7 rRNA genes are annotated in these 16551 nt (G+C 56.7%); all 7 read left to right on the forward strand.

Annotated features, from left to right (window positions below):
* The first annotated feature begins 63 nt into the window (after positions 1-63).
* Positions 64-3189: ribosomal RNA gene (locus ABIE00_RS24700) — 23S ribosomal RNA — on the forward strand.
* Between the two features lie 163 nt (positions 3190-3352).
* A 5S ribosomal RNA gene (gene rrf, locus ABIE00_RS24705) occupies positions 3353-3469 on the forward strand.
* Positions 3470-4603: 1134 nt separating this feature from the next.
* A 16S ribosomal RNA gene (locus ABIE00_RS24710) occupies positions 4604-6131 on the forward strand.
* 552 nt (positions 6132-6683) lie between these two features.
* Positions 6684-9809 (forward strand): 23S ribosomal RNA (locus ABIE00_RS24715).
* A 163-nt stretch (positions 9810-9972) separates the two neighbouring features.
* A 5S ribosomal RNA gene (gene rrf / locus ABIE00_RS24720) occupies positions 9973-10089 on the forward strand.
* A 1135-nt stretch (positions 10090-11224) separates the two neighbouring features.
* Positions 11225-12752 (forward strand): 16S ribosomal RNA (locus tag ABIE00_RS24725).
* 553 nt (positions 12753-13305) lie between these two features.
* Positions 13306-16431, forward strand: a 23S ribosomal RNA gene (locus ABIE00_RS24730).
* The 16S, 23S and 5S rRNA genes sit together here, the layout of an rRNA operon.
* Positions 16432-16551: the final 120 nt, after the last annotated feature.

Below are 16551 nucleotides of genomic sequence, written 5' to 3' on the forward strand. Positions count from 1 at the left end.
GTTGGTGGTTGTTGGGTGTGGTTGGTTTCGTGGTTCTCTCGAAAATTACTGATTGATCTTTGTGGTCAAGTTTTTAAGAGCACACGGTGGATGCCTTGGCATTAGGAGCCGAAGAAGGACGTAGGAATCTGCGATAAGCCTGGGGGAGTCGATAACCGGACTGTGATCCCAGGGTGTCCGAATGGGGAAACCCCGCCAGACGCGCGAGTGATCTGGTGACCCGCATCTGAACACATAGGGTGCGTGGAGGGAACGCGGGGAAGTGAAACATCTCAGTACCCGCAGGAAGAGAAAACAACAGTGATTCCGTTAGTAGTGGCGAGCGAACGCGGATCAGGCTAAACCGACTCATGTGTGATAGCCGGCGGGCGTTGCATGGGCGGGGTTGTGGGACTTGTTGTCCTGGTTCTGCCGGACCGGGGAGGTGTGAGTGCTGGTATAGGTGAACGGTCTTGAAAGGCCGGCCGTAGAGGGTGTGAGCCCCGTAACCGTAATGCTGTGCACCGCCTTTGATGAGTATCCCAAGTAGCACGGGGCCCGAGAAATCCCGTGTGAATCTGTCAGGACCACCTGATAAGCCTAAATACTCCCTAATGACCGATAGCGGACCAGTACCGTGAGGGAAAGGTGAAAAGTACCCCGGGAGGGGAGTGAAACAGTACCTGAAACCGTGTGCTTACAATCCGTCGGAGCAGCCTTGTAGTTGTGACGGCGTGCCTTTTGAAGAATGAGCCTGCGAGTTAGTGTTACGTCGCGAGGTTAACCCGTGTGGGGAAGCCGTAGCGAAAGCGAGTCTGAACAGGGCGTTGCAGTGGCGTGATCTAGACCCGAAGCGAAGTGATCTACCCATGGCCAGGTTGAAGCGACGGTAAGACGTCGTGGAGGACCGAACCCACTTCAGTTGAAAATGGAGGGGATGAGCTGTGGGTAGGGGTGAAAGGCCAATCAAACTTCGTGATAGCTGGTTCTCCCCGAAATGCATTTAGGTGCAGCGTTGCGTGTTTCTTTCCGGAGGTAGAGCTACTGGATGGCTAATGGGCCCTACAAGGTTACTGACGTCAGCCAAACTCCGAATGCCGGTAAGTGAGAGCGCAGCAGTGAGACTGTGGGGGATAAGCTTCATAGTCGAGAGGGAAACAGCCCAGACCACCAACTAAGGCCCCTAAGCGTGTGCTAAGTGGGAAAGGATGTGGAGTTGCGAAGACAACCAGGAGGTTGGCTTAGAAGCAGCCATCCTTAAAAGAGTGCGTAATAGCTCACTGGTCAAGTGATTCCGCGCCGACAATGTAGCGGGGCTCAAGTACACCGCCGAAGTTGTGGCATTCACATATTTTCCAAGCCTTTGTGGTTCAGGAGTGTGGATGGGTAGGGGAGCGTCGTGTGGGCGGTGAAGTCGCGGTGTAAACCAGCGGTGGAGCCTACACGAGTGAGAATGCAGGCATGAGTAGCGAAAGACGGGTGAGAAACCCGTCCGCCGGATGATCAAGGGTTCCAGGGTCAAGCTAATCTGCCCTGGGTAAGTCGGGACCTAAGGCGAGGCCGACAGGCGTAGTCGATGGACAACGGGTTGATATTCCCGTACCGGCGAAAAACCGCCCATGTTGAACAGGGGATACTAACCGCCCGAGACCTGCCCGACACCCCTTGTGGGTGAAGGGTTTTGGTGGAGCGCGGGACCTGATCCTGGGAGGCAAGCGTATTAACAGGTGTGACGCAGGAAGGTAGCCGAGCCGGGCGATGGTTGTCCCGGTCCAAGGATGTAGGGCGAACGGTAGGCAAATCCGCTGTTCATGTGCCTGAGATCTGACGGGACTCCCGTAAAGGGGGGATTCGGTGATCCTATGCTGCCTAGAAAAGCATCGGCGCGAGGTTTTAGCCGCCCGTACCCCAAACCGACACAGGTGATCAGGTAGAGAATACTAAGGCGATCGAGAGAATTATGGTTAAGGAACTCGGCAAAATGCCCCCGTAACTTCGGGAGAAGGGGGGCCCCAACCTTGATGGACACGTGCTGTCCGGAGGGGATCGGGGCCGCAGAGACCAGGGGGAAGCGACTGTTTACTAAAAACACAGGTCCGTGCGAAGTCGCAAGACGATGTATACGGACTGACTCCTGCCCGGTGCTGGAAGGTTAAGAGGACCGGTTAGCCTCACGGCGAAGCTGAGAATTTAAGCCCCAGTAAACGGCGGTGGTAACTATAACCATCCTAAGGTAGCGAAATTCCTTGTCGGGTAAGTTCCGACCTGCACGAATGGAGTAACGACTTCCCCGCTGTCTCAACCATAAACTCGGCGAAATTGCAGTACGAGTAAAGATGCTCGTTACGCGCAGCAGGACGGAAAGACCCCGAGACCTTTACTATAGTTTGGTATTGGTGTTCGGAGTGGCTTGTGTAGGATAGGTGGGAGACGTTGAAGCCCGGACGCCAGTTCGGGTGGAGTCATCGTTGAAATACCACTCTGGTCACTTTGGACATCTAACTTCGGCCCGTAATCCGGGTCAGGGACAGTGCCTGATGGGTAGTTTAACTGGGGCGGTTGCCTCCTAAAAAGTAACGGAGGCGCCCAAAGGTTCCCTCAGCCTGGTTGGCAATCAGGTGTCGAGTGTAAGTGCACAAGGGAGCTTGACTGTGAGAGAGACATCTCGAGCAGGGACGAAAGTCGGGACTAGTGATCCGGCGGTACATTGTGGAATGGCCGTCGCTCAACGGATAAAAGGTACCTCGGGGATAACAGGCTGATCTTGCCCAAGAGTCCATATCGACGGCATGGTTTGGCACCTCGATGTCGGCTCGTCGCATCCTGGGGCTGGAGTAGGTCCCAAGGGTTGGGCTGTTCGCCCATTAAAGCGGTACGCGAGCTGGGTTTAGAACGTCGTGAGACAGTTCGGTCCCTATCCGCTGCGCGCGCAGGAAATTTGAGAAGGGCTGTCCTTAGTACGAGAGGACCGGGACGGACGAACCTCTGGTGTGTCAGTTGTACTGCCAAGTGCACCGCTGATTAGCTACGTTCGGATGGGATAACCGCTGAAAGCATCTAAGCGGGAAGCTCGCTTCGAGATGAGATTTCCATACACATTTTGTGTGAGAGGCCCCCAGCCAGACCACTGGGTTGATAGGCCGGATGTGGAAGCGAGGACTAACGACTCGTGAAGCTGACCGGTACTAATAGGCCGATAACTTACACCACACAAGAACAAAGCATGCTTGCGTCCACTATGTGGTTCCCAACCAACAAACCCGCCACGGGCTTGTCCGGTTGCAGGAACCAAGATAACTGAATACAACACCACAGTTGTAACACCACAGATTTCCCCCACACCCCCGCAAGGGTGTGTGCCGGGAGCAAGGGTTACGGCGGTCATAGCGTGGGGGAAACGCCCGGTCCCATTCCGAACCCGGAAGCTAAGACCCACAGCGCCGATGGTACTGCACCCGGGAGGGTGTGGGAGAGTAGGTCACCGCCGGACAACCATTAAAGAAACGGTCGAGAGCCCCAACCACACGGTCGGGGCTCTCCCGCATTTAACACCCCACCCCCCACACCCGCTCCCAGGGCCCCGGCGCATACACCGGGGCCCGAGCTGTTTAAAAACCTGGGCTGTCCAAAAGTCGCCGCCCGGCGGACGTGCCGGCCACCGCGCCAACAGCCGGCCACCGCGCCGGCAGCCGGCCCCGGTGCCCAGGAGCGGCCAGGAGCGGCCGGGGTGCCAACTGATGCGCCGGAGCCGGCCGCGACCCCCATCCTGGAGGCCCTTCGTCCCTCCCGTCCTGCTTGACCTGCCCGGGGCAGGGCCTTGGGTTGCCGGTGCCGTGGCAGTCCGGGCAATGCGGCCCGCGGCGCTTCGGTGAGGAACTTCACCGTGGCAACGTTCCGGACGTTTTGTGGGGTTGTGGTTTGTGGAGGTTGTGGTTTGCGGAGGCTGTGGTCCATAGCGGCGGGTGCCGGCTGGCGGCGGGCTGGCAGTCCGGGGTGCGGTTGAGCCGGGGGAGGACACCTGGTGCGTGGGGCGGGTGGCCGCCGGCCCAGGGCAACATGCCGGACTGTGACGCGGTCCATAAAACTGGTCCGGATCCTGGCTGTCTCCGTTGACCGCCTTGGAGGGCCCAAAAACCGCGGCAGTCCAAGGGTTTCGGTGGACGTTTCACGTGGTTTCGGCCGGGTTGCTTTGGCGGTGGGGTGGGTGTAATGTTTTCCAAGTCGCCGCGAGGGAGACAGCGAAGAGCTGGTAACCGCGGGCGGCCAAACCCCCGAAATCAAGACCAAAATCTGGTGACTCTTTTAGATCGCTCGAACTTGGTGGGGCTGGTTTGTTTGCCGGTGCGGGTCCTGAAACACGGATTTGCGTCGGGGAGTGAAACCGGGTAAGTTTGAAAAGTTGCTCCGGAGCGATCCTGAACGTTGGTTTGGGTGGTGCCGGGTGTGTCTGTTGTTTGAGAACTCAATAGTGTGCCAAGTTTGTTGATACCGATTTTTTATGAATTGGTTGATTGTGCCGGGCTGCCCACCCCCGTGGTGTGGCCTGGTGTTTTTGGCTGGTTTCAAATTTTGTGCAGCCGTTGTCCCTGTTATTTCCGGGGGTGGTGGTTGTGTCTGTTTTTCTTCAACGGAGAGTTTGATCCTGGCTCAGGATGAACGCTGGCGGCGTGCTTAACACATGCAAGTCGAACGATGATCCGGTGCTTGCGCCGGGGATTAGTGGCGAACGGGTGAGTAACACGTGAGTAACCTGCCCTTGACTCTGGGATAAGCCTGGGAAACTGGGTCTAATACCGGATATGACTCCTCATCGCATGGTGGGGGGTGGAAAGCTTTTTTGTGGTTTTGGATGGACTCGCGGCCTATCAGCTTGTTGGTGGGGTAATGGCTCACCAAGGCGACGACGGGTAGCCGGCCTGAGAGGGTGACCGGCCACACTGGGACTGAGACACGGCCCAGACTCCTACGGGAGGCAGCAGTGGGGAATATTGCACAATGGGCGAAAGCCTGATGCAGCGACGCCGCGTGAGGGATGACGGCCTTCGGGTTGTAAACCTCTTTCAGTAGGGAAGAAGCGAAAGTGACGGTACCTGCAGAAGAAGCGCCGGCTAACTACGTGCCAGCAGCCGCGGTAATACGTAGGGCGCAAGCGTTATCCGGAATTATTGGGCGTAAAGAGCTCGTAGGCGGTTTGTCGCGTCTGCCGTGAAAGTCCGGGGCTCAACTCCGGATCTGCGGTGGGTACGGGCAGACTAGAGTGATGTAGGGGAGACTGGAATTCCTGGTGTAGCGGTGAAATGCGCAGATATCAGGAGGAACACCGATGGCGAAGGCAGGTCTCTGGGCATTAACTGACGCTGAGGAGCGAAAGCATGGGGAGCGAACAGGATTAGATACCCTGGTAGTCCATGCCGTAAACGTTGGGCACTAGGTGTGGGGGACATTCCACGTTTTCCGCGCCGTAGCTAACGCATTAAGTGCCCCGCCTGGGGAGTACGGCCGCAAGGCTAAAACTCAAAGGAATTGACGGGGGCCCGCACAAGCGGCGGAGCATGCGGATTAATTCGATGCAACGCGAAGAACCTTACCAAGGCTTGACATGGACCGGACCGCCGCAGAAATGTGGTTTCTCCTTTTGGGGCCGGTTCACAGGTGGTGCATGGTTGTCGTCAGCTCGTGTCGTGAGATGTTGGGTTAAGTCCCGCAACGAGCGCAACCCTCGTTCCATGTTGCCAGCACGTAGTGGTGGGGACTCATGGGAGACTGCCGGGGTCAACTCGGAGGAAGGTGGGGACGACGTCAAATCATCATGCCCCTTATGTCTTGGGCTTCACGCATGCTACAATGGCCGGTACAAAGGGTTGCGATACTGTGAGGTGGAGCTAATCCCAAAAAGCCGGTCTCAGTTCGGATTGGGGTCTGCAACTCGACCCCATGAAGTCGGAGTCGCTAGTAATCGCAGATCAGCAACGCTGCGGTGAATACGTTCCCGGGCCTTGTACACACCGCCCGTCAAGTCACGAAAGTTGGTAACACCCGAAGCCGGTGGCCTAACCCCTTGTGGGAGGGAGCCGTCGAAGGTGGGACTGGCGATTGGGACTAAGTCGTAACAAGGTAGCCGTACCGGAAGGTGCGGCTGGATCACCTCCTTTCTAAGGAGCACCTACAGTCTTTCCGGCCCGTGTATGCGGGTGTGGTGGGGTTGTCAGGAGTAAAGGCCCGTTGCGCAGACGGTTGTTCTGCGGCGGGTGCTCATGGGTGGAATATCAGCAAATAGGTGCCTGGTGGCACGGACCGGTGGTTAGTACGGATCCTTCGTTTTTTCTTCGGAAAGGGCGTGGTGGTCCTGGAACGCGGCCGGCACGGGTTGCCGGGTAGTGTTTGGCACACTGTTGGGTCCTGAGGCAACAGGGCCGGGGGAGGGGGTTTTTCTTCTTGTCCCGGGGTTTGTTTGTTTCTGGTTTCCTGGCTGCACCGATCGCGCGTGGTTGGCTCCTTTGGGGGTTGTGTGTGGGGTGTGTGGTACGGGGTTGTTGTTTGAGAACTACATAGTGGACGCGAGCATCTTTTATAAGAAGCAATTTCCAAGAATATGAACCTGGATCTGGCTGCGCGTGATGATGGCTGACTTCTTTGTTGGGGTTGGTGGTTGTTGGGTGTGGTTGGTTTCGTGGTTCTCTCGAAAATTACTGATTGATCTTTGTGGTCAAGTTTTTAAGAGCACACGGTGGATGCCTTGGCATTAGGAGCCGAAGAAGGACGTAGGAATCTGCGATAAGCCTGGGGGAGTCGATAACCGGACTGTGATCCCAGGGTGTCCGAATGGGGAAACCCCGCCAGACGCGCGAGTGATCTGGTGACCCGCATCTGAACACATAGGGTGCGTGGAGGGAACGCGGGGAAGTGAAACATCTCAGTACCCGCAGGAAGAGAAAACAACAGTGATTCCGTTAGTAGTGGCGAGCGAACGCGGATCAGGCTAAACCGACTCATGTGTGATAGCCGGCGGGCGTTGCATGGGCGGGGTTGTGGGACTTGTTGTCCTGGTTCTGCCGGACCGGGGAGGTGTGAGTGCTGGTATAGGTGAACGGTCTTGAAAGGCCGGCCGTAGAGGGTGTGAGCCCCGTAACCGTAATGCTGTGCACCGCCTTTGATGAGTATCCCAAGTAGCACGGGGCCCGAGAAATCCCGTGTGAATCTGTCAGGACCACCTGATAAGCCTAAATACTCCCTAATGACCGATAGCGGACCAGTACCGTGAGGGAAAGGTGAAAAGTACCCCGGGAGGGGAGTGAAACAGTACCTGAAACCGTGTGCTTACAATCCGTCGGAGCAGCCTTGTAGTTGTGACGGCGTGCCTTTTGAAGAATGAGCCTGCGAGTTAGTGTTACGTCGCGAGGTTAACCCGTGTGGGGAAGCCGTAGCGAAAGCGAGTCTGAACAGGGCGTTGCAGTGGCGTGATCTAGACCCGAAGCGAAGTGATCTACCCATGGCCAGGTTGAAGCGACGGTAAGACGTCGTGGAGGACCGAACCCACTTCAGTTGAAAATGGAGGGGATGAGCTGTGGGTAGGGGTGAAAGGCCAATCAAACTTCGTGATAGCTGGTTCTCCCCGAAATGCATTTAGGTGCAGCGTTGCGTGTTTCTTTCCGGAGGTAGAGCTACTGGATGGCTAATGGGCCCTACAAGGTTACTGACGTCAGCCAAACTCCGAATGCCGGTAAGTGAGAGCGCAGCAGTGAGACTGTGGGGGATAAGCTTCATAGTCGAGAGGGAAACAGCCCAGACCACCAACTAAGGCCCCTAAGCGTGTGCTAAGTGGGAAAGGATGTGGAGTTGCGAAGACAACCAGGAGGTTGGCTTAGAAGCAGCCATCCTTAAAAGAGTGCGTAATAGCTCACTGGTCAAGTGATTCCGCGCCGACAATGTAGCGGGGCTCAAGTACACCGCCGAAGTTGTGGCATTCACATATTTTCCAAGCCTTTGTGGTTCAGGAGTGTGGATGGGTAGGGGAGCGTCGTGTGGGCGGTGAAGTCGCGGTGTAAACCAGCGGTGGAGCCTACACGAGTGAGAATGCAGGCATGAGTAGCGAAAGACGGGTGAGAAACCCGTCCGCCGGATGATCAAGGGTTCCAGGGTCAAGCTAATCTGCCCTGGGTAAGTCGGGACCTAAGGCGAGGCCGACAGGCGTAGTCGATGGACAACGGGTTGATATTCCCGTACCGGCGAAAAACCGCCCATGTTGAACAGGGGATACTAACCGCCCGAGACCTGCCCGACACCCCTTGTGGGTGAAGGGTTTTGGTGGAGCGCGGGACCTGATCCTGGGAGGCAAGCGTATTAACAGGTGTGACGCAGGAAGGTAGCCGAGCCGGGCGATGGTTGTCCCGGTCCAAGGATGTAGGGCGAACGGTAGGCAAATCCGCTGTTCATGTGCCTGAGATCTGACGGGACTCCCGTAAAGGGGGGATTCGGTGATCCTATGCTGCCTAGAAAAGCATCGGCGCGAGGTTTTAGCCGCCCGTACCCCAAACCGACACAGGTGATCAGGTAGAGAATACTAAGGCGATCGAGAGAATTATGGTTAAGGAACTCGGCAAAATGCCCCCGTAACTTCGGGAGAAGGGGGGCCCCAACCTTGATGGACACGTGCTGTCCGGAGGGGATCGGGGCCGCAGAGACCAGGGGGAAGCGACTGTTTACTAAAAACACAGGTCCGTGCGAAGTCGCAAGACGATGTATACGGACTGACTCCTGCCCGGTGCTGGAAGGTTAAGAGGACCGGTTAGCCTCACGGCGAAGCTGAGAATTTAAGCCCCAGTAAACGGCGGTGGTAACTATAACCATCCTAAGGTAGCGAAATTCCTTGTCGGGTAAGTTCCGACCTGCACGAATGGAGTAACGACTTCCCCGCTGTCTCAACCATAAACTCGGCGAAATTGCAGTACGAGTAAAGATGCTCGTTACGCGCAGCAGGACGGAAAGACCCCGAGACCTTTACTATAGTTTGGTATTGGTGTTCGGAGTGGCTTGTGTAGGATAGGTGGGAGACGTTGAAGCCCGGACGCCAGTTCGGGTGGAGTCATCGTTGAAATACCACTCTGGTCACTTTGGACATCTAACTTCGGCCCGTAATCCGGGTCAGGGACAGTGCCTGATGGGTAGTTTAACTGGGGCGGTTGCCTCCTAAAAAGTAACGGAGGCGCCCAAAGGTTCCCTCAGCCTGGTTGGCAATCAGGTGTCGAGTGTAAGTGCACAAGGGAGCTTGACTGTGAGAGAGACATCTCGAGCAGGGACGAAAGTCGGGACTAGTGATCCGGCGGTACATTGTGGAATGGCCGTCGCTCAACGGATAAAAGGTACCTCGGGGATAACAGGCTGATCTTGCCCAAGAGTCCATATCGACGGCATGGTTTGGCACCTCGATGTCGGCTCGTCGCATCCTGGGGCTGGAGTAGGTCCCAAGGGTTGGGCTGTTCGCCCATTAAAGCGGTACGCGAGCTGGGTTTAGAACGTCGTGAGACAGTTCGGTCCCTATCCGCTGCGCGCGCAGGAAATTTGAGAAGGGCTGTCCTTAGTACGAGAGGACCGGGACGGACGAACCTCTGGTGTGTCAGTTGTACTGCCAAGTGCACCGCTGATTAGCTACGTTCGGATGGGATAACCGCTGAAAGCATCTAAGCGGGAAGCTCGCTTCGAGATGAGATTTCCATACACATTTTGTGTGAGAGGCCCCCAGCCAGACCACTGGGTTGATAGGCCGGATGTGGAAGCGAGGACTAACGACTCGTGAAGCTGACCGGTACTAATAGGCCGATAACTTACACCACACAAGAACAAAGCATGCTTGCGTCCACTATGTGGTTCCCAACCAACAAACCCGCCACGGGCTTGTCCGGTTGCAGGAACCAAGATAACTGAATACAACACCACAGTTGTAACACCACAGATTTCCCCCACACCCCCGCAAGGGTGTGTGCCGGGAGCAAGGGTTACGGCGGTCATAGCGTGGGGGAAACGCCCGGTCCCATTCCGAACCCGGAAGCTAAGACCCACAGCGCCGATGGTACTGCACCCGGGAGGGTGTGGGAGAGTAGGTCACCGCCGGACAACCATTAAAGAAACGGTCGAGAGCCCCAACCACACGGTCGGGGCTCTCCCGCATTTAACACCCCACCCCCCACACCCGCTCCCAGGGCCCCGGCGCATACACCGGGGCCCGAGCTGTTTAAAAACCTGGGCTGTCCAAAAGTCGCCGCCCGGCGGACGTGCCGGCCACCGCGCCAACAGCCGGCCACCGCGCCGGCAGCCGGCCCCGGTGCCCAGGAGCGGCCAGGAGCGGCCGGGGGTGCCAACTGATGCGCCGGAGCCGGCCGCGACCCCCATCCTGGAGGCCCTTCGTCCCTCCCGTCCTGCTTGACCTGCCCGGGGCAGGGCCTTGGGTTGCCGGTGCCGTGGCAGTCCGGGCAATGCGGCCCGCGGCGCTTCGGTGAGGAACTTCACCGTGGCAACGTTCCGGACGTTTTGTGGGGTTGTGGTTTGTGGAGGTTGTGGTTTGCGGAGGCTGTGGTCCATAGCGGCGGGTGCCGGCTGGCGGCGGGCTGGCAGTCCGGGGTGCGGTTGAGCCGGGGGAGGACACCTGGTGCGTGGGGCGGGTGGCCGCCGGCCCAGGGCAACATGCCGGACTGTGACGCGGTCCATAAAACTGGTCCGGATCCTGGCTGTCTCCGTTGACCGCCTTGGAGGGCCCAAAAACCGCGGCAGTCCAAGGGTTTCGGTGGACGTTTCACGTGGTTTCGGCCGGGTTGCTTTGGCGGTGGGGTGGGTGTAATGTTTTCCAAGTCGCCGCGAGGGAGACAGCGAAGAGCTGGTAACCGCGGGCGGCCAAACCCCCGAAATCAAGACCAAAATCTGGTGACTCTTTTAGATCGCTCGAACTTGGTGGGGCTGGTTTGTTTGCCGGTGCGGGTCCTGAAACACGGATTTGCGTCGGGGAGTGAAACCGGGTAAGTTTGAAAAGTTGCTCCGGAGCGATCCTGAACGTTGGTTTGGGTGGTGCCGGGTGTGTCTGTTGTTTGAGAACTCAATAGTGTGCCAAGTTTGTTGATACCGATTTTTTATGAATTGGTTGATTGTGCCGGGCTGCCCACCCCCGTGGTGTGGCCTGGTGTTTTTGGCTGGTTTCAAATTTTGTGCAGCCGTTGTCCCTGTTATTTCCGGGGGTGGTGGTTGTGTCTGTTTTTCTTCAACGGAGAGTTTGATCCTGGCTCAGGATGAACGCTGGCGGCGTGCTTAACACATGCAAGTCGAACGATGATCCGGTGCTTGCGCCGGGGATTAGTGGCGAACGGGTGAGTAACACGTGAGTAACCTGCCCTTGACTCTGGGATAAGCCTGGGAAACTGGGTCTAATACCGGATATGACTCCTCATCGCATGGTGGGGGGTGGAAAGCTTTTTTGTGGTTTTGGATGGACTCGCGGCCTATCAGCTTGTTGGTGGGGTAATGGCTCACCAAGGCGACGACGGGTAGCCGGCCTGAGAGGGTGACCGGCCACACTGGGACTGAGACACGGCCCAGACTCCTACGGGAGGCAGCAGTGGGGAATATTGCACAATGGGCGAAAGCCTGATGCAGCGACGCCGCGTGAGGGATGACGGCCTTCGGGTTGTAAACCTCTTTCAGTAGGGAAGAAGCGAAAGTGACGGTACCTGCAGAAGAAGCGCCGGCTAACTACGTGCCAGCAGCCGCGGTAATACGTAGGGCGCAAGCGTTATCCGGAATTATTGGGCGTAAAGAGCTCGTAGGCGGTTTGTCGCGTCTGCCGTGAAAGTCCGGGGCTCAACTCCGGATCTGCGGTGGGTACGGGCAGACTAGAGTGATGTAGGGGAGACTGGAATTCCTGGTGTAGCGGTGAAATGCGCAGATATCAGGAGGAACACCGATGGCGAAGGCAGGTCTCTGGGCATTAACTGACGCTGAGGAGCGAAAGCATGGGGAGCGAACAGGATTAGATACCCTGGTAGTCCATGCCGTAAACGTTGGGCACTAGGTGTGGGGGACATTCCACGTTTTCCGCGCCGTAGCTAACGCATTAAGTGCCCCGCCTGGGGAGTACGGCCGCAAGGCTAAAACTCAAAGGAATTGACGGGGGCCCGCACAAGCGGCGGAGCATGCGGATTAATTCGATGCAACGCGAAGAACCTTACCAAGGCTTGACATGGACCGGACCGCCGCAGAAATGTGGTTTCTCCTTTTGGGGCCGGTTCACAGGTGGTGCATGGTTGTCGTCAGCTCGTGTCGTGAGATGTTGGGTTAAGTCCCGCAACGAGCGCAACCCTCGTTCCATGTTGCCAGCACGTAGTGGTGGGGACTCATGGGAGACTGCCGGGGTCAACTCGGAGGAAGGTGGGGACGACGTCAAATCATCATGCCCCTTATGTCTTGGGCTTCACGCATGCTACAATGGCCGGTACAAAGGGTTGCGATACTGTGAGGTGGAGCTAATCCCAAAAAGCCGGTCTCAGTTCGGATTGGGGTCTGCAACTCGACCCCATGAAGTCGGAGTCGCTAGTAATCGCAGATCAGCAACGCTGCGGTGAATACGTTCCCGGGCCTTGTACACACCGCCCGTCAAGTCACGAAAGTTGGTAACACCCGAAGCCGGTGGCCTAACCCCTTGTGGGAGGGAGCCGTCGAAGGTGGGACTGGCGATTGGGACTAAGTCGTAACAAGGTAGCCGTACCGGAAGGTGCGGCTGGATCACCTCCTTTCTAAGGAGCACCTACAGTCTTTCCGGCCCGTGTATGCGGGTGTGGTGGGGTTGTCAGGAGTAAAGGCCCGTTGCGCAGACGGTTGTTCTGCGGCGGGTGCTCATGGGTGGAATATCAGCAAATAGGTGCCTGGTGGCACGGACCGGTGGTTAGTACGGATCCTTCGTTTTTTCTTCGGAAAGGGCGTGGTGGTCCTGGAACGCGGCCGGCACGGGTTGCCGGGTAGTGTTTGGCACACTGTTGGGTCCTGAGGCAACAGGGCCGGGGGAGGGGGTTTTTTCTTCTTGTTCCGGGGTTTGTTTGTTTCTGGTTTCCTGGCTGCACCGATCGCGCGTGGTTGGCTCCTTTGGGGGTTGTGTGTGGGGTGTGTGGTACGGGGTTGTTGTTTGAGAACTACATAGTGGACGCGAGCATCTTTTATAAGAAGCAATTTCCAAGAATATGAACCTGGATCTGGCTGCGCGTGATGATGGCTGACTTCTTTGTTGGGGTTGGTGGTTGTTGGGTGTGGTTGGTTTCGTGGTTCTCTCGAAAATTACTGATTGATCTTTGTGGTCAAGTTTTTAAGAGCACACGGTGGATGCCTTGGCATTAGGAGCCGAAGAAGGACGTAGGAATCTGCGATAAGCCTGGGGGAGTCGATAACCGGACTGTGATCCCAGGGTGTCCGAATGGGGAAACCCCGCCAGACGCGCGAGTTATCTGGTGACCCGCATCTGAACACATAGGGTGCGTGGAGGGAACGCGGGGAAGTGAAACATCTCAGTACCCGCAGGAAGAGAAAACAACAGTGATTCCGTTAGTAGTGGCGAGCGAACGCGGATCAGGCTAAACCGACTCATGTGTGATAGCCGGCGGGCGTTGCATGGGCGGGGTTGTGGGACTTGTTGTCCTGGTTCTGCCGGACCGGGGAGGTGTGAGTGCTGGTATAGGTGAACGGTCTTGAAAGGCCGGCCGTAGAGGGTGTGAGCCCCGTAACCGTAATGCTGTGCACCGCCTTTGATGAGTATCCCAAGTAGCACGGGGCCCGAGAAATCCCGTGTGAATCTGTCAGGACCACCTGATAAGCCTAAATACTCCCTAATGACCGATAGCGGACCAGTACCGTGAGGGAAAGGTGAAAAGTACCCCGGGAGGGGAGTGAAACAGTACCTGAAACCGTGTGCTTACAATCCGTCGGAGCAGCCTTGTAGTTGTGACGGCGTGCCTTTTGAAGAATGAGCCTGCGAGTTAGTGTTACGTCGCGAGGTTAACCCGTGTGGGGAAGCCGTAGCGAAAGCGAGTCTGAACAGGGCGTTGCAGTGGCGTGATCTAGACCCGAAGCGAAGTGATCTACCCATGGCCAGGTTGAAGCGACGGTAAGACGTCGTGGAGGACCGAACCCACTTCAGTTGAAAATGGAGGGGATGAGCTGTGGGTAGGGGTGAAAGGCCAATCAAACTTCGTGATAGCTGGTTCTCCCCGAAATGCATTTAGGTGCAGCGTTGCGTGTTTCTTACCGGAGGTAGAGCTACTGGATGGCTAATGGGCCCTACAAGGTTACTGACGTCAGCCAAACTCCGAATGCCGGTAAGTGAGAGCGCAGCAGTGAGACTGTGGGGGATAAGCTTCATAGTCGAGAGGGAAACAGCCCAGACCACCAACTAAGGCCCCTAAGCGTGTGCTAAGTGGGAAAGGATGTGGAGTTGCGAAGACAACCAGGAGGTTGGCTTAGAAGCAGCCATCCTTAAAAGAGTGCGTAATAGCTCACTGGTCAAGTGATTCCGCGCCGACAATGTAGCGGGGCTCAAGTACACCGCCGAAGTTGTGGCATTCACATATTTTCCAAGCCTTTGTGGTTCAGGAGTGTGGATGGGTAGGGGAGCGTCGTGTGGGCGGTGAAGTCGCGGTGTAAACCAGCGGTGGAGCCTACACGAGTGAGAATGCAGGCATGAGTAGCGAAAGACGGGTGAGAAACCCGTCCGCCGGATGATCAAGGGTTCCAGGGTCAAGCTAATCTGCCCTGGGTAAGTCGGGACCTAAGGCGAGGCCGACAGGCGTAGTCGATGGACAACGGGTTGATATTCCCGTACCGGCGAAAAACCGCCCATGTTGAACAGGGGATACTAACCGCCCGAGACCTGCCCGACACCCCTTGTGGGTGAAGGGTTTTGGTGGAGCGCGGGACCTGATCCTGGGAGGCAAGCGTATTAACAGGTGTGACGCAGGAAGGTAGCCGAGCCGGGCGATGGTTGTCCCGGTCCAAGGATGTAGGGCGAACGGTAGGCAAATCCGCTGTTCATGTGCCTGAGATCTGACGGGACTCCCGTAAAGGGGGGATTCGGTGATCCTATGCTGCCTAGAAAAGCATCGGCGCGAGGTTTTAGCCGCCCGTACCCCAAACCGACACAGGTGATCAGGTAGAGAATACTAAGGCGATCGAGAGAATTATGGTTAAGGAACTCGGCAAAATGCCCCCGTAACTTCGGGAGAAGGGGGGCCCCAACCTTGATGGACACGTGCTGTCCGGAGGGGATCGGGGCCGCAGAGACCAGGGGGAAGCGACTGTTTACTAAAAACACAGGTCCGTGCGAAGTCGCAAGACGATGTATACGGACTGACTCCTGCCCGGTGCTGGAAGGTTAAGAGGACCGGTTAGCCTCACGGCGAAGCTGAGAATTTAAGCCCCAGTAAACGGCGGTGGTAACTATAACCATCCTAAGGTAGCGAAATTCCTTGTCGGGTAAGTTCCGACCTGCACGAATGGAGTAACGACTTCCCCGCTGTCTCAACCATAAACTCGGCGAAATTGCAGTACGAGTAAAGATGCTCGTTACGCGCAGCAGGACGGAAAGACCCCGAGACCTTTACTATAGTTTGGTATTGGTGTTCGGAGTGGCTTGTGTAGGATAGGTGGGAGACGTTGAAGCCCGGACGCCAGTTCGGGTGGAGTCATCGTTGAAATACCACTCTGGTCACTTTGGACATCTAACTTCGGCCCGTAATCCGGGTCAGGGACAGTGCCTGATGGGTAGTTTAACTGGGGCGGTTGCCTCCTAAAAAGTAACGGAGGCGCCCAAAGGTTCCCTCAGCCTGGTTGGCAATCAGGTGTCGAGTGTAAGTGCACAAGGGAGCTTGACTGTGAGAGAGACATCTCGAGCAGGGACGAAAGTCGGGACTAGTGATCCGGCGGTACATTGTGGAATGGCCGTCGCTCAACGGATAAAAGGTACCTCGGGGATAACAGGCTGATCTTGCCCAAGAGTCCATATCGACGGCATGGTTTGGCACCTCGATGTCGGCTCGTCGCATCCTGGGGCTGGAGTAGGTCCCAAGGGTTGGGCTGTTCGCCCATTAAAGCGGTACGCGAGCTGGGTTTAGAACGTCGTGAGACAGTTCGGTCCCTATCCGCTGCGCGCGCAGGAAATTTGAGAAGGGCTGTCCTTAGTACGAGAGGACCGGGACGGACGAACCTCTGGTGTGTCAGTTGTACTGCCAAGTGCACCGCTGATTAGCTACGTTCGGATGGGATAACCGCTGAAAGCATCTAAGCGGGAAGCTCGCTTCGAGATGAGATTTCCATACACATTTTGTGTGAGAGGCCCCCAGCCAGACCACTGGGTTGATAGGCCGGATGTGGAAGCGAGGACTAACGACTCGTGAAGCTGACCGGTACTAATAGGCCGATAACTTACACCACACAAGAACAAAGCATGCTTGCGTCCACTATGTGGTTCCCAACCAACAAACCCGCCACGGGCTTGTCCGGTTGCAGGAACCGAGATAACTGAATACAACACCACAGTTGTAACACCACAGA

The sequence above is a fragment of the Arthrobacter sp. OAP107 genome (assembly GCF_040546765.1).
In the GTDB taxonomy this organism is placed as follows: Bacteria; Actinomycetota; Actinomycetes; order Actinomycetales; family Micrococcaceae; genus Arthrobacter.